16 protein-coding genes are annotated in these 20,608 nt (G+C 65.9%); 6 read left to right on the top strand and 10 right to left on the bottom strand.

Going from position 1 to position 20,608, the window contains the following annotated elements:
- Nucleotides 1-2: 2 nt before the first annotated feature.
- Together B5X78_RS01615 and B5X78_RS01620 are read left to right on the top strand one after the other, a co-directional pair.
- Nucleotides 3-1,220 carry an NAD(P)/FAD-dependent oxidoreductase gene (locus B5X78_RS01615; protein WP_079722742.1) on the top strand — a complete coding sequence of 406 codons (1,218 nt, stop codon included), beginning with the start codon at nt 3-5 and terminating at the stop codon, nt 1,218-1,220.
- A 69-nt stretch (nt 1,221-1,289) separates the two neighbouring features.
- Nucleotides 1,290-1,742 carry a hypothetical protein gene (locus B5X78_RS01620; RefSeq protein WP_079722743.1) on the top strand — a complete coding sequence of 151 codons (453 nt, stop codon included), beginning with the start codon at nt 1,290-1,292 and terminating at the stop codon, nt 1,740-1,742.
- Nucleotides 1,743-1,939: 197 nt separating this feature from the next.
- On the opposite strand, the gene B5X78_RS01625 is transcribed toward B5X78_RS01620, so the two are convergent.
- The 7 genes from B5X78_RS01625 to B5X78_RS01655 form a co-directional block, all read right to left on the bottom strand.
- Entirely contained in the window at nt 1,940-2,377 is a 438-nt protein-coding gene (locus tag B5X78_RS01625; RefSeq protein ID WP_079722744.1) for a hypothetical protein, read from the bottom strand.
- A 3-nt stretch (nt 2,378-2,380) separates the two neighbouring features.
- Nucleotides 2,381-2,584 (bottom strand): PspC domain-containing protein, encoded by a 204-nt coding sequence (locus B5X78_RS01630; protein WP_079722745.1) that lies wholly within the window; start codon nt 2,582-2,584, stop codon nt 2,381-2,383.
- A gap of 38 nt (nt 2,585-2,622) precedes the next feature.
- Nucleotides 2,623-2,997, bottom strand: coding sequence for a YfeK family protein (locus B5X78_RS01635; protein WP_139381350.1), 375 nt, complete (start codon nt 2,995-2,997; stop codon nt 2,623-2,625).
- 14 nt (nt 2,998-3,011) lie between these two features.
- Nucleotides 3,012-4,082 (bottom strand): class III poly(R)-hydroxyalkanoic acid synthase subunit PhaC, encoded by a 1,071-nt coding sequence (locus B5X78_RS01640; protein ID WP_079722747.1) that lies wholly within the window; start codon nt 4,080-4,082, stop codon nt 3,012-3,014.
- A complete protein-coding gene (gene phaE, locus B5X78_RS01645) occupies nt 4,079-5,389 on the bottom strand; it encodes a class III poly(R)-hydroxyalkanoic acid synthase subunit PhaE (RefSeq protein ID WP_079722748.1) in 1,311 nt (436 codons plus the stop codon). The genes B5X78_RS01640 and phaE overlap by 4 nt, the downstream gene beginning before the upstream one ends.
- 60 nt (nt 5,390-5,449) lie before the next feature.
- Entirely contained in the window at nt 5,450-6,064 is a 615-nt protein-coding gene (gene pssA / locus B5X78_RS01650; RefSeq protein ID WP_079722749.1) for a CDP-diacylglycerol--serine O-phosphatidyltransferase, read from the bottom strand.
- 95 nt (nt 6,065-6,159) lie between these two features.
- Nucleotides 6,160-7,974: a D-(-)-3-hydroxybutyrate oligomer hydrolase gene (locus tag B5X78_RS01655; RefSeq protein ID WP_229730992.1), complete on the bottom strand. Its 1,815-nt coding sequence runs from the start codon at nt 7,972-7,974 to the stop codon at nt 6,160-6,162.
- Between the two features lie 151 nt (nt 7,975-8,125).
- On the opposite strand from B5X78_RS01655, the gene B5X78_RS01660 reads away from it, so the two are divergent.
- Entirely contained in the window at nt 8,126-8,890 is a 765-nt protein-coding gene (locus tag B5X78_RS01660; protein ID WP_079722750.1) for a 3-hydroxybutyrate dehydrogenase, read from the top strand.
- Nucleotides 8,891-8,895: 5 nt separating this feature from the next.
- A complete protein-coding gene (locus tag B5X78_RS01665; protein WP_079722751.1) occupies nt 8,896-9,564 on the top strand; it encodes a response regulator transcription factor in 669 nt (222 codons plus the stop codon).
- Nucleotides 9,565-9,981: 417 nt separating this feature from the next.
- Here B5X78_RS01665 and B5X78_RS01670 read toward each other — a convergent pair whose 3' ends face one another.
- The 3 genes from B5X78_RS01670 to B5X78_RS01680 form a co-directional block, all read right to left on the bottom strand.
- Nucleotides 9,982-10,470 carry an NUDIX hydrolase gene (locus B5X78_RS01670; protein WP_079722752.1) on the bottom strand — a complete coding sequence of 163 codons (489 nt, stop codon included), beginning with the start codon at nt 10,468-10,470 and terminating at the stop codon, nt 9,982-9,984.
- A gap of 438 nt (nt 10,471-10,908) precedes the next feature.
- On the bottom strand, nt 10,909-14,244 hold the full coding sequence (locus B5X78_RS01675; RefSeq protein WP_079722753.1) for a hybrid sensor histidine kinase/response regulator: 3,336 nt from the start codon (nt 14,242-14,244) through the stop codon (nt 10,909-10,911).
- Nucleotides 14,245-14,474: 230 nt separating this feature from the next.
- Nucleotides 14,475-16,682, bottom strand: coding sequence for a TonB-dependent receptor (locus B5X78_RS01680; RefSeq protein WP_079722754.1), 2,208 nt, complete (start codon nt 16,680-16,682; stop codon nt 14,475-14,477).
- A gap of 197 nt (nt 16,683-16,879) precedes the next feature.
- On the opposite strand from B5X78_RS01680, the gene B5X78_RS01685 reads away from it, so the two are divergent.
- Together B5X78_RS01685 and B5X78_RS01690 are read left to right on the top strand one after the other, a co-directional pair.
- Nucleotides 16,880-18,277 (top strand): GntP family permease, encoded by a 1,398-nt coding sequence (locus B5X78_RS01685; RefSeq protein ID WP_079722755.1) that lies wholly within the window; start codon nt 16,880-16,882, stop codon nt 18,275-18,277.
- A 486-nt stretch (nt 18,278-18,763) separates the two neighbouring features.
- Complete coding sequence (locus tag B5X78_RS01690) at nt 18,764-20,605, top strand: DUF1800 domain-containing protein (protein WP_079722756.1); 1,842 nt, start codon at nt 18,764-18,766, stop codon at nt 20,603-20,605.
- Nucleotides 20,606-20,608 lie beyond the last annotated feature (3 nt).

Raw genomic sequence — 20,608 nt, forward strand, 5'->3', positions numbered from 1 at the left:
GCTTGGATCTGAAAAGTGGTTACCCCTGGTGGGCCGTCAAGAACGGCCTGATGCGCGCGTTTCCCGTGCTCGACCAGGATCGCGACTGCGACATCGCCATACTCGGCGGGGGCATCACCGGGGCACTGATCGCCGACCATCTGCAGAATGCCGGCCATGACGTGCTGGTGTTGGAGCAGCGCGACATCGGCTGGGGCAGTACCGCCGCCAGCACGGCGCTGCTGCAATACGAAATCGATACCCACCTGATCGATCTGATCAAGCAGTACGGCCAAGCCGATGGCGCCCTCGCCTACCTGGCCTGCGCCGATGCTGTCAGCGAACTGGGCGTGCTCGCGCGCGAGCTGCGTGACGTCGGTTACCAGCGCGCCGACAGCCTGTACCTGGCTAGCCGCTGGCGCCATGCGCGCGTGCTCGCGCAGGAACATGCCGCGCGCCGCGACATCGGGCTGAAGCTCGAATACCTGCCCGGAGATGCCGTGCGCGATCGCTTCGGCCTCAATGCCCCGGCGGCCTTGCTGAGCAGCCAGGCCGCCTGGGTCGACCCTTACCGCTTGGCCCATCGCCTGCTGCAGCGGGTGGCCGAACGCGGCGGCGGCGTCTTTGACCGCAGCGCGATGGTGCGCCTGCAGGCGCAACCGCGCCACGTACTGCTGTGGACCGAACAGGGCCAGCGAGTACGCGCCAAACAGGTGGTGGTGGCGGCCGGCTATGCCAGCCAACAGTGGCTCGACCGCAAGGTCGCGCAGAATCGAAGCAGCTATGCTTTTGTCACCGACCCGCAGGATCCGGCGGCCCTGGATTTCCTGAAGCGCACGATGGTCTGGGAGTCCGCCCGCCCGTACATCTACCTGCGCAGCACCAGCGACCACCGCATCGTGGTGGGCGGCGAGGACGACGCCGTCGACGTGCCTGCGCGGCGCGATGCACGGGTCAAGAAGAAAGCGGCCAAGCTCGCCACCCGCGTGCTGGAACTGTTCCCGCAGCTGGACATGCGCCCGGCGTTTGCCTGGGCCGGCACGTTCGCCGAAACCAGGGACGGCCTGCCGTTCTTCGGCCCGCACCCACAACACGGATCGCGCGTGCACTTCGCGATGGCCTACGGCGGCAATGGCATCACCTACAGCCAGATCGGCGCCGGACTGTTGCGCGCCAGGATCGAACGCCGTGCGCATCCGCTGGCGAAGCTGTTCTCCTTCGATCGCCTCGACAAACGCTGATCTCTTCATCCTGCAGCGACGGCGCGGCGACTAAGTTCGGCCCACCGTCAGCAGAATGCGGAGGCTCCCATGCCACGTGGTGACAAATCGTCCTACTCGGACAAACAGAAGCGCCAGGCCGAACACATCGAGGAAAGCGAGCGCAAGGAAGGTCGTTCGGAAGAAGCCGCCGAGCGCATTGCCTGGGCCACGGTGAACAAGCAGGACGGCGGCGCCAAGGGCAGCGGCCGCAAGTCGACCCGGAAGACCACCAAGAAGACCGCCAAGAAGGCCACGAAGAAGGCAGCCAAGAAGACTGCGCGCAAGTCACCAGCCAGGAAGGCCACCAAGAAGGCGGCCAGGAAGACCGCGCGCAAGTCACCTGCGAAGAAGGCCACGAAGAAGGCGGCCAGGAAGACCGCGCGCAAGTCACCAGCCAGGAAGGCCACGAAGAAAGCGGCCAAGAAGACCGCGCGCAAATCGCCAGCAAAGAAAGCGGTGAAAAAGGCGACCCGCAAGACGGCACGTAAACGCGCCAGCTGACCCTCTGCGCGCCGCCGGGTCTGCTGGCGGCGCCCAAAATGCAGAAGGCCCAGTCATTCCGGGAATGCTCCCGGAGGGCTGGGCCTTCCTTCGTCGGTTCGTTCCGGTCATTGGCCGTAGGAACCTTCGACACGTGCAGGTTATGCCCTGCGCTGCGAGCAGGATGTGAAAAGCAACAGCCGGTCAGCCAATCAGCCTCAGCCCGGCCACCAGCCGCGCCCGGTCAGCGCGTAACGATCCGCCGCGCGCTCGAACGGATTGCGTGCGCTCACTCCTCCAAAGGCCAGGTACACCGGCAGGAACAGCGGCCCCAGCACCATGTACTGGAACACATGCGCGCGCTCGTGATCGCCAATGCGGATCGGCGCCAGCGTGCAACCCTCATCGGGCGACAGGTAGGGTTTGCAGGGCGTATCCAGACTGGCGCCCGTATGCAGGATGCTGTTGCCGAAGGTGATCGCCCCGCCCGGCCCCCACGGAAACGAATGAAACACCAGGGCGCATTCGCGCCGACTCCAGCGCACCCGCGCGCCGAATGGCAGGGCCAGGCTGCCGGCGACGAGGCCAATCAGGGTGTTGGGCAATGCCCACAGCGCGCCGACGATCGCCAGGGGCCAACGCAGGACAGGCCGCATCGCTCAATCCGCTTCGTTGGGCATCAGCAGCCAGAGAATCAGGTAGACCAGGATGCCCGGGAAGGCCGCCGACGCAATCGAGACAATCACGAACACCACGCGCAGCAGGGTCGAATTCCAGCCGAAGCGGTGGGCGATACCGCCCATGACCCCGGCCAGCATGCGGTCGTTCAAGGAACGGGCGAAGGGTTTGGTCACGGCATTCATCGCATGGCTCCCCGGGGTGGTCGCCGGCAGTCTACGCTTCAGTGCGCCGCGCCGCCTGAATCCCGCAACGCCTTCAGGCGTCCGCCAAACCAGCTGGCGGCATCCACCTCGGCCTGGCCCGGACAGCGCACCCGGTAGGCCTTGCCACTCATGCTGCTGCGGCTGGCGGCGCGATCGATGAACTGCTCGGCGGTGTCGACCAGGTCGCGCTTGAGCAGGTAATCGTACTTGCGCTGCAGATGCGCGCGCGCCTTGTCGGCGGGATACCAGCTGCCATTGCGCTGAAAGCTGCACTGCGACTGCGACAACGCATCCATCAGCCCGCGGATTTCGCGCTGGGCCTGGGCTGACGGGGCCGCATCGGCCAGCAGGGGCCACAGCAGCCACAGACAGGACGTCGCAAGCAGGCGCATGGGTGACATGATCCTCAACGCGCGCGTTCGGCCAGCCACTGGTGGATCGCGCTGGGCACTTCGCGTTGCGCGCGGCTGGAGACATAGATGCCGATGTGCCCCCCCTTGAAGCTCAACTCGGTGTAGTCGTCGGTGCCCACCAGCCGCGCCAGTGCGCGCGAGGCATCCGGCGGCACCAGGTGATCCTGCTCGGCAAAGATGTTCAGCACCGGCATGGTCACTTCGGCCAGATGCACCGCCTCACCGTCAATCTCGATGCCGCCGTTGACGAAGCCGTTGCGCTGGTAGAACTGGGTGATGAACTGCCTGAAGGCTTCGCCGGCCAGATCCGGGGAGTCGAAAATCCACTTCTCCATCCGCAGGAAATCCTCGATTCCCTTGCGGTCATCCAGCAGATCCACCAGGCCCACGTACTTCTGCAGGTTGAGCCTGAACGGTTTGAGCATCAGGTAGCAGGCATTCATCATGTCGGCCGGCACGTTGCCCATTGCCTGCACGAACAGATCCACATCCATCTCGCGGGTCCAGTGCGAGAGCATGTTGTCCGGGGTATGGAAATCCACCGGCGTGACCATGGTGATCAGGTTCTTGATCTTGTCCGGGTTCAAGGCCGCATGGCACAGCGAAAACGCGCCGCCCTGGCAGATGCCGAGCACGTTGATGGCGTCGCGATCGAACTGTTCGCGCAGGTAATCCACGGCGCCGTCGATGTAGCGCTGGATGTAGTCGCCCAACTCCAGGAAACGATCCGAACGATCCGGGTAGCCCCAGTCCAGCACGTACACGTCCTCGCCCAGTGCCAGCAGGCCTTTGACCAGCGATCGATCCTCCTGCAGGTCGACCATGTAGGGACGATTGACCAGCGCATACACGATCAGCAGCGGCACTTTGGCGGTGGCTGGCTTTTCACCGATGAAGCGATACAGCACCACCTTGCCGTCGCGCCAGACTTCCTGCTTGGCGGTGGCGCCGTAGTGGACGTCTTCCACTTCCGGCAGCGTCTTCAGGCCGGCGGCCAGCTTGTGCTGGGTGGTCAGGGCTTCCTGCGCCAGTTCGTCGACGCTGATGTTCAAGGGGCTTCTCATTTACGGCGTCCCTGCTTCTTGCCTGCCTGCTTCTTGTCTTCGTCGCCGGCATAACGCGCCACCCAGTCTTTCATCGACACCACCGGCGCGGACTTGCCGGGTTTGGCGGTCGTGGCGGGTTTAGCCACCTTGCCCGGCTTTGCTTCGGCGACCGGCGCCGTTGCGGTCCTGCTGGCCGGAGCAGCCGAACGTGCAGCCACGCGCGCTTTGCCGGTGTTCGGCTTCGCTTTGGAGACTTTGACGGCGGCCTTGCGTTTGTCCGCTGTAGCGCGACGCGGCGCGGCCGTGCGTTTGACGCTGGCCGCGACCCGCTCGCCGGAATCCGCTTCCACCGGACGCTGGCGCGGCGATTCCTGCACGGGTGCCGCGGCTTTGCGCGCCGGCGCCGCATTGGCCTGCCGCGTTGCCGCTTCCGCCTTGCCGCGCCGCTCCATCCGATGCAGGCGACGTTCCAGATCGGCAATCTTGCGATAGGCCGAATCCACCTCGGTACGCGTGGGCATGCCCAGCTGCAGGCAGATCTGTTCGATCTCGGTGGTCACCGCCAGGCGCAGCTGCATCTGCGCATTGGTCAGCGCTCCGTAAACGCGGCGGAACTCGGGCGACAGCGCCACTTCGGCATAGGCCTGCTCGGCAGCGTCAATCCACAGGTCGAACAGCGCGCGTGCGCTGGTGACCTGCTGGCCCGGCTCGGCGCGCGCGGCCAGCAGACTTTCGAAGCGCGCCAAGGCCAGCTGCGCCACATGCAGCATGGTCTGTTCGTAATCGAGCAGGCTGCGCTGGTAATCCTGCTGCGCCTGCGCCAGGCCCTGCCAGCGCTCCTGGTGTTCGCGCATCGGCCCAAAGGTGGGCAGATGCATCCAGCGCTCGGCTTCGCGCTGCAGGTTGTCGATGTAGGGGCGCACCTGCCGGTACCAGCTGTCGAAACCGCCGCTGCCGCCGCCTTGCAGGCCGCCGAGGAAATCGCGCCAAGGGCCATGGCCCAGGTCCACGCCCAGCATCTGCTTCCAGGCTTGGGCGACGTCGGCGGCCGAAGCGTCCTGGCCGGCGAAGCGCGCCGCCAGCTGCTGCATCTGCCCGAACCAGTCGCCACTCTGATGGCGGAAGCGCTGCACGACATCGTCCACACCCGGCGCGCCGCCGGGCACGAGCTTGGACCACCAGTCCAAGGCCTGTTGCCAGCCTGGCGCCGGGGTGGGCGCAGGCGCGCCGCCACTCCACTGGCGCAGGGCGTCGCCCCAGAGGTTCCAGTACTGCCGGGCCATCGCATCGAAATCGCCGGCGCCGGGGGGTGCGTAATCGGCCATGTGTCCTCCGTTTCAACGGATTCTAGCCAGCCCCGGCGTTGCTTGCATGACGCTGGCGCGTCAGGGCTTGGGAATATGCAGGGTCTTGCTGATCATCAGCGTGCCCGACAGCGCATACAGCAGCACCAGCGGATGCAGCAGCCACGGCCCCAGGCGCCAGCCGCCCAGCCAGAGTTCGGGGCCGATATGGCCCAGGTACGCGGCCACTGCCAGCACCACCACCAGCAGCAGGCTGGTCGGGATCGGCGTGCCCTCGAAGTATTTGACCTTGCTGTCCTCGCCGGACAGCGACTCGGCGGTGACGTTGTAGCGCGCCAGGCGGCTGACGCCACACGCCACGAAGTAGGACAGCACCAGCCAGTCCCAACCGCCCTGCATGCCGCAGGCATAGGCCAGCGCGGCAGGAGCGACACCAAAGGAAATGACATCGGCCAGCGAATCCAGCTCGCGCCCCAGCACCGAGGCCTGGTTGCGCCAGCGCGCCACGCGCCCGTCGAGCGCATCGAAGATGAAAGCCAGCGGGATCAGCGCCATGCCGATCATCAGGTCGCGGATGATCCCTTCCTGCAGGAAGCGCATCGCCGCGAACACCGCACCGGTGCCGCAGAACGCGTTGCCGAGGGTGAACCAGTCGGCCAGCTGGAAATCGCGGAGCATCGAGAAGTGGCGCGCCATGACCTTGCCTGCGGATGAGCTGCCCACAGGGTAAGCGCTGGCGGGTGAAGGGTGAAGCGTCGTGGCAGGCAGGCGCCCTGCGCCCGCCCGCGCGGTCAGCGAGGCAGCTGCAGCTGCTCGGCGCTCACCGCACCGGCGCCACGCGGCTGCGCGGCGATCTCGCGATCGCTGGCCGCGCCCTGCCCGTCCAGCTGCGCGCTGACGCGATCCAGCGCGGCGTACACGTACGGCAGCAACGGCACGTAGCGCGCGCCATACGCCGGCAGCGCAAGGAAGCCATCGAAGTGCTGCGCGTGCTGCACCTGCCAGTAGCTCACGGCACTGCCCGCCGCCTTGGCCTGGGCCACATAGGGATCGCTGGTGAAAGCCGGCGGAATCAAACCGTCATCGCGGCCATGCACCACGATGATCGGCAAGCCCTTGCGCGGCATGCCGGCACGCACCTGCGCGATGCCCTGCTGGACGCGACGTGCCGCGTCATCGCTGCCGCTGTTGAGCGCACGCAGGCACTGCAGGCCGTTGAAGGTGAAATCCGGCGCCGACAATTTGCCGTCGATCAGGCCCACGCCGGCACCCGGCGGAATGCCCGAGCCATCGGACCACCAGACGCTGCGTTCGGCCGGGGTGGCCGCGCGCGCGCGGGTGTCCGCATTCTGTGCGGCAAAGGAGAAGCCACACGGATGCTCGGCCACGCCGAAGCGTCCGTAGGCCGACGCGTAGGTCACCGCGATCGCACGCCACAGATCGAAACCGGTACTGAGCGCGCCCGCGGTGAGTGCGGCGTCGGTCCAGCCTTTGGCGCGCATCAGTTCGTAAGCCGAAGCGGCCTGCGCCTGGGGGGAATCACCGCTGATCAGGCCTGCCGACTTCAGCGACGCGCAGCGCGCCGTCCAGAACGGTTCCACCTGCGCACGCAGCGGCGGCTGTGGCAGCGCATCGGCCGGCAGATGCAGCTGCGCACACGGCATCAGCAAGGCCGCTTCGGTGGTGTAGTCATACAGCGAAGGCGCGCCTTCCACCTGCACGTTCGGCTCGCCCGCCACCACCGCATCCAGCCAGTCGCCTTCCAGTTCGGCCGCGCGCAGCACCGCGCCACCGCCATTGGAAATGCCGACCGCAATCACCCGGGTATTGTCGAAGCGGAACGGCGCCGCCTGCGGATAGGCCTGTGCGAGCATGGCCAGGCCGAACTCGGCCGCCTGCTTGATATGCCGGCCCCAGTCGGCCTCGGGATTGTCCTGCGAATGCGCATGCTTGAACGCCACGCCGCTGGCGCCGACCGGCGCATCCGGCGCGAACGCCAGCTCACCCTGCTCCAGCGCGACGCTGCGACCGTCTTCGCCCACACCCACCTGCGCATCCAGATCGAAGTAGTCGGTGCCGGCGCCCTTGTCGGTGTACACCACCGCACAGCCCTTCGGCAGCGCCCACGCCCCGGCCACGGCAATGGCGCCGTACACGCCACGCGAGCCGGACGACGCCGTCACCACCAGGCAACGCTTGCCCGTGTCGAAGTTGTCCGGCGCCTGCAGCACCACCCGGTGCGGCTGCCGGGCCTGCGGCAAGCGCAGCAAGGCACTGTATTCGCGGCCCGGCGCGCCGGCCACGCTGCCATAGACCTGGCCGTAACCGCCGGTGAGCGAAAGATCGGCGATGCCACGCCAGTTGTTCCAGATCGCGCGCCGGCGCAGTTCCAGCGCAGTCGGCGCGGCCGCATCGGCAAACGCGGGCGGGGTCATCGCGCGCAAGCCGTCCAGCCCCAGTCCGGCGCTGAGCAGATCGTCACTGCCGCGATGCTCGGTGATGCGCTGTGCTTGATACACGGTCTGCTCCTGCGGGGTCCGCGACGGCATGCTGCTGCAGGCCGCCAATGCCAGGGCCAGCGTGGCCATCAGGCTGTTGCGCATCATCGTCTGTCCTGGATCTGTCCGCAGAATGCCGTGACGTTAGCCTGTGCCCCTGCCAGCGTCATCGTACTTTGGTACCAAGTGGTCCGGGCCCGGCCTTGCTACGCTAGTCGCCGTGCCTGCGCACCCCACCCGCACGGCTTCCGGAGACATCATGCAGACCCATTCCATCCTCATCACCGGCGCAGCCAGCGGCATCGGCGCCGGCGTGGCCAGCTTGCTGGCCGAATCCGGCCGCCACGTGATCATCAGCGATCTCAACCTGGACGCCGCGCAGGCGGTGGCCGCGAAGATCGTCGCCGACGGCGGCTCGGCCGAGGCGGTGCAACTGGACGTCAGCTCGGAAGCCAGCATCACCGCCGCGCTGGCGGCGATCTCGCGCCCGGTCGACGTGCTGGTCAACAACGCCGGCCTGCAACATGTCTCGCCGCTGGAAGACTTCCCGATGGAGAAATGGGACTTCCTGATCCAGGTGATGCTGGTCGGCGTGGCGCGCCTGACCCGGGCCCTGCTGCCGGGCATGCGCCAGCGCGGCTTTGGCCGGATCATCAACATCGGCAGCATCCATGCGCTGGTGGCCAGCCCGTACAAGAGCGCCTACGTGGCGGCCAAGCATGGCCTGGTCGGCTTTTCCAAAGTGATCGCGCTGGAAACCGCCGACAGCGACATCACCATCAACACCATCTGCCCCAGCTACGTGAAGACACCGCTGGTGGACAAGCAGATCGCCGATCAGGCGCGCACCCGCGGCATTCCCGAAGCCGAAGTGGTCAGCCAGATCATGCTCAAGCCGATGCCCAAGGGCGTGTTCATCGAAATGGACGAACTGGCCGGCATCACCGCCTTCCTGTCCTCGCCGGCCGCGCGCAACATCACCGGCCAGACGATCGTGGTCGACGGCGGCTGGACCGTACAGTAAGCCTGATGCCGACCCTGCTGATTGCCGACGACCATCCGCTGTTCCGCGCCGCCCTGCGTGGCGCCGCGGCCGACGCCGTGGCGGCGCTGAAGGTGCTGGAAGCCGAATCGCTGGACGGCGTGCTCGCCGCGCTGGAAGCGCATGACGACATCGACCTGGTGCTGCTGGATCTGCACATGCCCGGCAACCACGGCCTGGCCGGGCTGGCGGCAATCCGCGCGCAGTTCCCGGCGGTGGCGGTGGTGGTGGTCTCGGCCAACGACGACCCGCGCGTGGTCCGCCGCGCCCTCGACCATGGCGCCGCCGGCTACCTGCCCAAGAGCGCCGGCCTGGACGACCTGCGCGACGCCATCCGCAGCGTGCTCGCCTGCGAACAATGGCTGCCGGCCTCGTTGCGCGCCACGGTGGCACGCGCGCAATCCTCGCAACACGACGCCGACCTGGCCGCGCGCCTGGCCAGCCTGTCGCCGCAGCAGTTCCGGGTACTGACCCTGGTCGCCCAGGGCCTGTTGAACAAACAGATTGCCGATCGCCTGGACGTGCAGGAGCGCACGGTCAAGGCGCATCTGTCGGCCATTTTCGATCGCCTGAGCGTACGCAACCGCACCCAGGCCAGCGTGATCCTGCGCGAGCTGGAACTCAGCGACCCGGCGCGTCAGATCGAAGCCCTGTAAAGCGACGCTCCGGCGCCCATGCCGGTGGCGCGACCCGGGTGCTTGCCAGAGGAAGCTGACTGCCCTGACCCGCCGGTCTACTTGTCCACACGGCATGTGGATGGAAATTCGACAAACATGTGGATAACCATCGGCAGCCTTTGCGGCACAAGGCTGTCAACAAGGTTGGCGAATTTTTCACCATAGTGTCATCAATGCAGTTCCACGCGGTGGAACCTGTTTGTGACAGCGAAAGCAGGGTTTTCCACAGCCCATGTGGATGCTTGTTGGGCAAACATGTGGATAAGCATGGAATCGCCAACGGCGACAAGCCTGTCAAGCGGGTTGGCTAGTTTTTGACCAGAACAAAATCGCTTGACGTAATGCCGAAGTGCACGCTCCGGTTGCATCGCTCGCACGCGACGCCCGCCGCCGGACTCAGATCCGCGAGTACTGCCAGGACACCATCTTGCCGTCGCGGTACGGCATGACGCCGTGGAAGCCGCGGGCATCGTCATCAAAGACCAGCGGAAGGAAGTGGCGATCACCGTCCCACAGGGGCAGTTCGAGAATCCTGTCCACCGGCACCCATTCGAGGGTGCCTTCGGGATTGCTTTGGTAGGGGGTGCCGGTCCATTCGGTGATGAGGAAGATGAAGCCGAGCCAGTCTTCGCCGTGCTTGCCGAAGCCGGGCCAGCTGATGGTGCCGCGCAGGGTCAGCTCAGTGCAGTCGATGCCGGCTTCTTCCTGGATCTCCCTGCGCATGCCGGCCACCACGTCTTCGTCGGCTTCCAGTTTTCCGCCCAGGCCGTTGTACTTGCCCAGGTGCAGGTCGCCCGGGCGTGCGTTGCGGTGAATCAGCAGGGCTTGTTGGCGATCTTTGGAGAGGATGTAGCCGAGGGTGGCGACGATGGGGGTGTAGGGCATTTTCTTGGTAACCGAGCGCTGGAGTTTGCGTGTGGATCTGCATTGTGACGCGAAATGCTTAAGCGGGTTGGTGGCTTGGGGGCGGGGTCAGGCCCCTCGAAACAGGGCCTGGAATCCACATGGCCTCTACCGGACACTCTCCTGGTAAGGGCTCCAGTCCCTGTTTCGAGGGGCCTGACCCCGCCAGGACAGAACACCTTCGTTCCATTGAAAGCAGGTGGTCTGCTTGTCGCTTTTGCCATGGCTCGGCTTGTGCTGTTCGATCAGCCCGCAAGATTTGTCGAGAGTGGGAGCAGACCCTGCGCAACCGGGACTGGAGCCCTTACACGTTGAGTTTCAGATCGAGGCCATGTGGATTCCAGGCGCGGTTGCGCAGGGTCTGGTCCCACTCACAAGCAGCCCAGAGCCCTGCGCTCTTCGCCTTGACCTGAAGAGCACTCACCGCACAGAAGCCATCATCCGGTCCAGCACCGACTTCAAAGCCAACGGACGCACCGGCTTGGCGAGCAACGACAGTTCCGCATCCAGCACCGCACGACGAACGACATCCGTCTGGTCGGCGGTGAGAATCAGCGTCGGCCGCGCGCCAAAGCGATCACTCAAACGCTGCCACAACGCCACCCCCGTATCACCATCATCCAGGTGGTAATCGAACAGCCAGACATCGGCGGCCTGCTCGCCATGAGCGTGATCCGCGGCCACACCCTCGCCCACCGCGACGACATCGCAGCCCCACCCTTCCAGCGTGCTGCGCAAAGCGGACAACGCCAACGGATCATTGTCCACCGCCAGCACCCGGCGCCCAGCCAGACCCGCGCGCGCCAGGCCCGGGGTGGGTGCGGCAGCATGCTGGAGCGGTGTCTGTGCGCGCTTCAGGCTGACACTGAAGTTGGAACCGCGCCCAGGCTGGCTGCGCAGATCCAACGGCGCCTGCAGCAGGCATGCAATGCGATCCGCGATCGACAAGCCCAGCCCCAGGCCTTGCCCGCCCGCGTCTTCGCCACGACGGAATTCCTCGAAGATCACCTGGCGATCCTGCTCGGCGATCCCCGGCCCCGTATCCAGCACCTCCACGCGCAGCCGCCCGCCTTCCCGGCGCACGCCCAGCACCACGCTGCCCTGCGCGGTATAGCGGATCGCATTGGCGAGGAAGTTCTGCAGGATGCGCCGCAACAGTTGCGGATCGCTGTGCACCCACGCGCGGGTCGGACGCAGACGCAGGCGCAGGCCGTGTTCGGCGGCCAGCACGCCGAATTCCGAGGCCAGCGGTTCCAGCACTTCGGCCAGGGGAAAATCGCGCGGCTCGGGCACCAGGCCACCGGCTTCCAGCCGCGACATGTCGAGCAGTCCCGACAGCAGATCCGAGGTGGAATCCAGCGCGCCGCGGATCTGCCGCAGACCGTCGCGCTGATGCGCGTCGGGCAGCTGCTGCGCCAGCGCGTCGGTGAACAGATGCGCGGCATGCAGGGGTTGCAGCAGATCGTGGCCGACCGCGGTCAGGAAGCGGCTCTTGGCATCGTTGGCGTGTTCGGCTTCGCGCTTGGCGGTTTCCAGCAGTTCGGTGCGTTCGGCGACGCGCTGCTCCAGGGTTTCGTTGGCGCGCATCAGGTCGCGCTCGGCATGGCGCGAAGCGGTCACGTCGGTGTAGGTGGCGACGAAGCCACCGCCGGGCATCGGATTGCCGCGAATTTCCACGATGCTGCCGTCGGGAAACACGCGCTCGGTCAGGTGCGCCGTGCCGGCGCGCATGTAAGCCAGGCGCCGTTCGAGCGCGCGTTCGTCATGGCCACGGTGCGGCATGCGCTGCAGCGCCCAGCGGGTCAGATCGGCGATCGGCCGGCCCACTTGCAGGAACTCGTCGGGGAAGCCGAACAACTCCACGTAGCGCCGGTTCCAGGCGACCAGGCGTTGTTCGCGATCGACCACGCTGATGCCCTGGCTCATGTTCTGCAAGGCCGCGCCGAGCACCTGCTGGTTGAAGCGCAGATCCTGCGAGGCCTCGCCGACAATCGCCGCCACCGTTTCCAGATCCGCGTTCTCGCGGCGCGCGGCGTCCAACAGCAGACGCGCCGAGGCCGAACCGAGCACCGCCGCCAGTTCGCGCTCCAACTGCGCTTCAATCGGCAACGGCACCGGACCCACGCGCGGCGCGCCGGCCAGCACTTCATCCACCCGTTCGCGCGGCAGGAAGCGGCGACCGGCGTCCCACAGGCTCTGCCGATCCAGATTGCGCAGGCTGCGATACGGCGTATCGCGACGCCAGGCCATCGCCAGCAGGGTCACCACGGTGCCCACGAACAGGCTCACCCCGACTGCCCGCGCCAGCGGACTCCAGCCGCTGAGGCCGAACAGGTTGAGCGGCGACAGCCAGGCCAGGCCGAACGGTCCTTCGCGCAGCCAGATCGGATCCAGCTGGTTGGCACTGAGCAGGGTCGGCACCAGGATCACCCACGCCCACGCCAGGAACGCGGCGACCACGCCCAGGGTGGCGGCACGTGGCGGCGTCTGTGGTCGCCACACGGCAAATGCCAGCACCGGCGCCAGCGTGCCCAGCGCCGAAAACGACACCGCGCCCACGTCGGCCAGCGCGTCGTTGGTGGTCACCAGCCGGCTGTAGGCCCAGGCGAACAGCATGATCACGGCGATGCCGCCGCGCCGCAGCGCCAGCAGCGCGCCGCGTTGATCGCCGCCATCGCGACGCGACCACACGCCGCGCAGCAGGCCGGGGGCAAACCAGTGATTGCCGATCATCAGACTCAGGGTGAGTGTGCTGACCACCACCATGCCGGTGGCCGCACTCAAGCCACCCAGAAAAGCGAACAGGGCCAGGCCCTGGTGCCCTTGCGCGAACGGCAGCGCCAGCGCGTACATGTCGGAAGGAACGCTGTCGCCGAGCAGTGCGCTGCCGGCGCGCGCCAACGGCAGGCCGGGCAGCGCGATCAGGATCAGGTACAGCGGAAACAGCCAGCGCGCCGTGCGCACGTGGCTTTCATCGCGGCATTCGACCACGCCGACGTGGAACTGATGCGGCAGGATGAACATCGCCAGCGCGCCCAGCAGCACCAGCGGCGCGAAGCCGCCGGCTGAAGGCGGCGTCGGCAGCGGCGGCAGCGCCGGCATGGCGCGTACTTCCAGCCAGACGAACAGGCCCAGCGCCAGCATCGCCGCCAGCTTGAACAGCGACTCGAACGCCATCGCCAGCACCAGCCCGCGGTTGTGTTCGGCCGCGCTGGCCCGGCGGGTGCCGAACAACATCGCGAACAAGGCCATCGCCAGCGCCACGTACAGGCCGCTGTCGCGCCAGATCGGCTGCAGGCCGTCGCTGCCCTGCGTGCTCGAGGTGAGCATCGCAAAGCTCATCGTCACCGCCTTGAGCTGCAGTGCGATGTACGGAATCAGGCCCAGCGCGGCGACCAGGGTGACGGTGGCGGCCAGGCGCACATCCTTGCCCAGCCGCGTGGCGATCAGATCCGCCAGCGAGGTGGCGTTGGTCTCGCGCGCCAGTCGCACCAGCCGCATCATGAAGGCGACCGCCAGCGCATAGAACAGGATCGCGCCGAGGAACGTGGGCGGCAGCGGCCAGCCATAGCGTGCGGCCTGGGTCACCGTGCCGTAGAAGGTCCACGACGTGCAGTGCACCGCCAGCGACAGGGCGTAGATGTGGCGCCAGTGTTGCGCCAGCACCGCCGGACGGCGCTCGCCATGCAGGGCGATGCCGAACATCAGGCCCAGCCAGGCCAGGCTGGCAAGCGCGACCAGCCAGAAGTTCAGCATACGAACCGGACGCCGACGGGCGTGTGCTCAATGCTGCGAAGTTTGTCGCCAATCCCCATCGCCGAAGGATAAATCAAAGTGCGAAAGTTCTTGCGGGGGCAAGGAGTCCACGTCAGCTCCCTCCCCCGCGCGCGGGGGAGGGTTGGGGTGGGGGCCGGCCGAAGACAGGATCTCCACGGCGTTGTGTCCTGCGCCGAGGGCGCCCTCATCCGGCGCTGCGCGCCACCTTCTCAGAAATCCCAGCGTGCCGTCAGCGACACCTGGCGCGGCGGACCATAGAAGCCGGTCAGCACGCCATAGGCCGGGATGTTGTAACCGGTGGTGCGGAATTCCTTGTCGGCCAGGTTGGTGCCCTGCAGCGACAGCGACCAGGCATTGTCGATCTTCCAGATCACGCCGGCGTTGACCAGGCCATAGCCGTCCTGCTTGATCGCCGGGCTCAGATCCGTGGTCGGCCACACTTCGCTCTGGTAGGCGTAGCTGACGCGCGCGGACAGGTTGCCGCCACTGGCCAGGTCGGTGCGGTATTCCAGGTTGAGCGCACCGGAGAAATCCGGGGCGTTGGTGAACTTCTGGGTGTCGGCGATATCGACCCCGCTGCTGATGAACTCGTCGTACTTGGCGTCCAGCCAGGCCAGGTTGCCGCTGATCATCCAGTTGCGCGTCGGCAGGTACTGGTACTCCACTTCCAGGCCTTCCACGTGGCCCTTGCCGGCGTTGGTGAAGTCGCCGAAGAAGCTCTGGCTGCCATTGGGAAGCGTGTAGCTGGTGAATACCGACAGCTGGATATCTTCGTATTTGTTGTAGAAGTAGGCCAGGTTGAGGAACATCCGCTGATCCAGCAGCGACATCTTGCTGCCGATCTCGTAGCTGTCGACCTGCTCGTCATCGAACGGCTCGCCCGAACGCGGCACCGCGGTGGTGTTGGCGCGGATGTTGTAGCCGCCGGACTTGAAGCCGCGCGTGGCCAGCGCGTAGACCATGATGTCGGGCGTGATCTGGTAGTCGATGGAGACCTTCGGCGAGAAGTTCTTGAAGTTCACCGTCTTGTCGAAATTGGCCGCCGTGCCCCAGCTCGTGCTGTAGCTCAGGTCGGTGTAGAAGCGGTTGAGCGCGATGGCGTGCTTGTCTTCGTCGGTATAGCGCGCACCGACGTCGAGCTTCCACTTCTCGGCCAGATCGAAGGTCCAGTCGGCATAGACCGCATAGCTCTTGGTGTTGACCACGCCCTGGGTATCGCCGTACAGCGGGTTGGTCAGCGCCGGCGGCAGTGCCGGATTCCAGAAATGGTTGAGCACCTGGCCACCGGCATCGCCATCGAATGCGTACAGGCCCATCACGCCACGCGCGCGACCGCCGCCGTCGTAGTTGACCTGTAGTTCGTTGCTGAGCTGGTTGTCGTTGTAGAACGCACGCACGTCGACCAGGGTCAGCGGGGTGGTGTCGAAGTCGATGTTGGTCTCGGTATCGGACTCGCGCTTGGCCAGCACGTACTTCAAGGTCCAGTCCTCGCTGGCGCGCCAGTTGACGGTGACCGAGCCGCCCTTCATGTCGGTGTCGTTGACATTGCGCATGCCGCTGCGGATGTCGTAGCGATCCGACAGCGGCGGATAGGCCGGCGCCAGCGGATTGGCCGCCAGCATCTGCGCGCCGCGCATGCCGGACTTGTCACCCATCCAGTCGAAGGCGAACTGCACGTCGACGTTGTCGCCGGCATAGGCGCCCAGTTGCAGGCGGGCGGCGTTGATTTCCTTGTCGCTGACTTCCTGGCCGTTGGTGGTGTTCTCACCGTAGCCGTCGCGATTCATGCTGGCCACCGCCACGCGCGCACGCAGGCCGCTGTCGGCGCCGCCAATCGCACCGCCCAGACCGGCCTTGACGTCGAGCTGGTTGTAGCTGCCGACCGTCACCGAGGCGAAGCCTTCGGGTTCGGTGCCCAGGCCGCGCGAGACGTACTTGATGGCGCCGCCGATGGTGTTCTTGCCGTACAGCGTGCCCTGCGGGCCGCGCAGCACTTCGATGCGCTCGACATCGAACACATCGAGCAGGGCGCCCTGCGGACGGGCGATGTAGACGTCATCCAGGTAGATGCCCACGCCCGGATCGACGCCCCACAGCGGATCGGCCTGGCCGATGCCGCGCAGGTAGGCGGTGACCGTGCTGGTGGAACCGCGCGCGGCGTAGATGGTCAGGTTGGGCACCTGCGTATCCAGATCGCCCAGGTCGCGCACATTCAACTTGTCCAGCGCCTCGGAGGTGAACGCGGTCACCGCCACCGGCACGTCCTGCAGGGTTTCCTCGCGCTTGCGCGCAGTCACCGTGACCGAGTCCAGCGTGGTGGCTTGCGTGCCGGTGGTGGCGGCTTCCTGCGACCAAACCGGTGCGGTGGTGGCCAACAAGACAACGGCAATGGCCGTGCTCAAAGACTTGCGCTTCATGGGTCTCCCCTCCCTCAAGGAATGACGCGAAGGCGGACACATGCCGCCGATGCTGGGGAAGGCTATGGGGACCGCGAACGAAGCGGCATCGTACCTTCGTACAGTGGGAGCGTGGAAAGCCGCTGCGGAATACTCGCCGCACCTGATCCGGCCCGGCCGGACGCACCCCTACCCGGCGCCAGGCCGAGGAGCGTTGGATGTCTTTCCTGATCGTGTTGGCCGCGCTGTGCTTCCTGATGTTCGTGGCCTACCGCGGCTACAGCGTGATCCTGTTCGCGCCGATCGCGGCGCTGGGCGCGGTGCTGCTGACCGATCCTTCGCTGGTGGCGCCGATGTTCACCGGCTTGTTCATGGACAAGATGGTCGGCTTCCTGAAGCTGTATTTCCCGGTGTTTTTGCTGGGCGCGGTGTTCGGCAAGCTGATTGAGATCTCCGGCTTCTCCAAGGCCATTGTGGCCGGCACCATCCGCCTGGTCGGCCGGCAGCGGGCGATGCTGTCGATCGTGCTGGTGTGCGCGCTGCTGACCTATGGCGGGGTGTCGCTGTTCGTGGTGGTGTTTGCGGTGTATCCGTTTGCCGCGGAAATGTTCCGCCAGAGCGATATTCCCAAGCGGCTGATCCCGGGCACCATCGCGCTGGGTGCGTTTACCTTCACCATGGATGCGCTGCCGGGTACGCCGCAGATCCAGAACATCATCCCCACCTCGTTCTTCGGCACCACTGCCTGGGCCGCGCCGGTGCTGGGTGTGGTGGGCGCAGTCTTTATCCTGTTGCTGGGCCTGAGCTATCTGGAATGGCGGCGCCGGGTGGCATTGCGGGTGGGCGAAGGCTACGGCGGTGAGCTGCGCAACGAACCCGAGCCCTTCCGCGGCGACAAGCTCGCGCATCCGTTGATTGCACTGCTGCCGCTGGTGTTGGTGGGGGTGGCGAACTTCCTGCTGGGCCGGTGGATTCCGGGGTGGTATGGCGAGAGCCACGCGTTCGTGCCGGCGGTGATCGGCAACCCGGCGCCGGTGACGCAGGAAGTGTCCAAGGTCGCGGCGATCTGGGCGGTGCAAGGCGCGTTGTTGATCGGCATCGCCAGTGTGCTGCTGTTTGCGTGGAAGCCGGTGGTGGCCAGTTTTGCCGAGGGCACGCGCAATGCGATTGGTGGCGCGCTCCTGGCGTCGATGAATACCGCTTCGGAGTATGGCTTTGGCGCGGTGATTGCCGCCCTGCCCGGCTTCCTGGTGGTGGCTAATGCCTTGCAGGCGATCCCCAATCCGCTGGTCAACGAGGCGATCTCGGTGACGGCGCTGGCGGGTATTACGGGCTCGGCCTCGGGCGGTATGAGCATTGCGTTGGCGGCGATGGCCGAGAGTTTCATCGCCAATGCGCAGGCGGCGGGGATTCCGATGGAGGTGTTGCATCGGGTCGCTTCGATGGCCTCGGGCGGCATGGATACGTTGCCGCATAACGGAGCGGTGATTACGCTATTGGCGGTCACTGGTTTGAGTCATCGGCAGTCTTACAAGGACATTTTTGCCATTACGGTGATCAAGACCTTGGCGGTGTTTGTGGTGATCGGGCTGTTTTATGCGACCGGGTGGGTTTGATATCGCGGGATGCATTGCTTGTTAGCGGGAGCAGGCCCTGCGAAACAGGGCCTGGAATCCACATGGCCTCGAGCTGAGACTCTACGAGTAAGGGCTCCAGTCCCTGTTTCGCAGGGCCTGCTCCCGCTCTCTACAAATCTCGTCGCCTGATCGAAAAGCAAAAGCGAAGCCAAGCACAGCAAAGCCGAAGCCGAGGCAAACCGAGCCGAAGCCGGCAAACAAACCACCTGCTTTTGATGGACTAAAGGTGGCCTCTCAGAGCGGGGGCAGGTTCCTGCTGATCGGGACTGGAGCCCTTACTCGTAGAGTTTCAAATCGAGGCCATGTGGATTCCAGGCCCGATCAGCAGGGACCTGGCCCCGGCTCACGCGCCCAACGAGTCGGGCCCCGGTTTTTGGCGCCAACCCCACACCGTGCACCAGTTCGCAGTCAGCGGACTCGGCTTGGCGAATACTGCGCGGGATTGGGGAATCCCGGATATCGCGCATGACTCGTCGAACCACACCGGTCCGTCGGACCGCTTACCGCAGCCGTGCTTCACTGGCCGGCCATCCGAACCCTCGCCGCGCCGACGGGGAAACCAGCGCGCCGCTCCCGCGCCACGCGGTGATGGCCGCCGCCCGCGCGCGCCAGCAGGATCTTTACGGCGGACGCAATGCGCCGGCCTTCGCACCCCGCATCGACTCCGCCCACCCCGACGAGGGTCAACGGGCGGAAGACCTCAGCCAGCCGAGGATGTTCAAACTGGCAGCGCCGCCGTTTGCCGTGCGCGTGCTCAATCGACTGAGCTATGGCGTGACCCCTACGAGCTTGGCCGAGTTCAATGCGCTGGGCACGAGCGACAAGCAGCGGCTGGCCAATTGGGTCGACTGGCAGCTGGACTGGAACGCCATCGATGACAGCGCCACCGAAACCCGCCTGACCACTGCCGGCTACAGCACGCTGGGCAAGTCGTTGCAGCAGTTGTGGGCCGATCACGTGGCGCCGGATCCGGAATACAACGTGCGCATGCGCCCGGCCAACGAAGTGCAGCGCTCGGCGTTCGTGCGTGCGACTTACTCGCGCCGGCAGTTGCGCGAGCTGCTGGTCAATTTCTGGCATGACCACTTCAATGTGCTGGGGACCGAATTCAGCGCCGGGCCGGTGTATCCGCACTACACGCGCGATGTGATCCGCGCCAATGCCAAGGGCAATTTCCGCAGCATGCTCGAAGCCGTGGCCAAGAGCACGGCGATGCTCTACTTCCTCGACAACCTCAACAACTCGCGCTCCGGCCCCAACGAGAACTTCGCCCGCGAGTTGCTGGAGCTGCACACCTTTGGCGCGGAGAACTACCTGGGCTTCACCGATCCCTTCCAGGTGCCGCCCTGCCCGGAAGACCCCAACTACCCGATTGGCTACACCGATATCGACGTGTACGAGACCTCGGCCGCGTTCACCGGTTGGTCGGCGAAGAACGGGCACTGGGAATTTCCCACCGAGAACGACGGCACCTTCGTCTATCGCCAGTCCTGGCACGACGCCGGACCCAAGTTTCTGCTGGGCATGTTGATCTATCCCGAACAGCCGGCGATGAAAGACGGGCGCGACGTGCTGGATCGGCTGGCCAGCCATCCGCGGGTGGCCAAGTTCATCTGCAAGAAGCTGATCCGCCGCTTTGTCAGCGACACCCCCAAGCAGGCCTTGATCGACAGCGCGGCGGTGATCTTCCGCGCCAACTGGCAGCAGCCGGATCAGATTGAACGGGTGCTGCGGCATATCCTCAATTCCGAGGACTTCCTCAACAGCTGGGGCTTGAAGAACCGGCGTCCGTTCGAAGCCACCGTGGCCGCCATGCGCGCGCTCGGCCTGGACTGGACGGTGGCGGTCGGCGACGGCAAGAGCGATGACCTGATGTGGCGCTTCGGTTTCACCGGCCACGTGCCGTACAACTGGCCCGCACCCAATGGCTATCCCGACACCGCGCAGGCGTGGTCGGGCGCCAATTCGTATGCGATGACGTGGAAGCTGCTCAACTGGATGACCGAGACCAGCAATGGCAGCAGCCCGCTGAGTCCGATCCTCGCCACCACCCGCAGCGGGGTGAGTTCGTGGACGGCCAACAACCTGGTGACCTTCTGGTGCAATCGCCTGCTCGGCTACCAGCCGGACGCCGCGCGCAAGCAGACGCTGGTGAATTTCATGGCGCAGAACGGTAACGCGGGCAGCTATGTGATTGCCGATACCGATGCCTGGGCCGGCAATGACCTGAAAGCGCACTACAACCAGCAGCGCCTGCGCAGCATGGTCTCGTTGATCCTGATGTCCCCCGAATTCATGAGCCGCTGAGGT

The sequence above is a fragment of the Pseudoxanthomonas indica genome (assembly GCF_900167565.1).
In the GTDB taxonomy this organism is placed as follows: domain Bacteria; phylum Pseudomonadota; class Gammaproteobacteria; order Xanthomonadales; family Xanthomonadaceae; genus Pseudoxanthomonas_A; species Pseudoxanthomonas_A indica.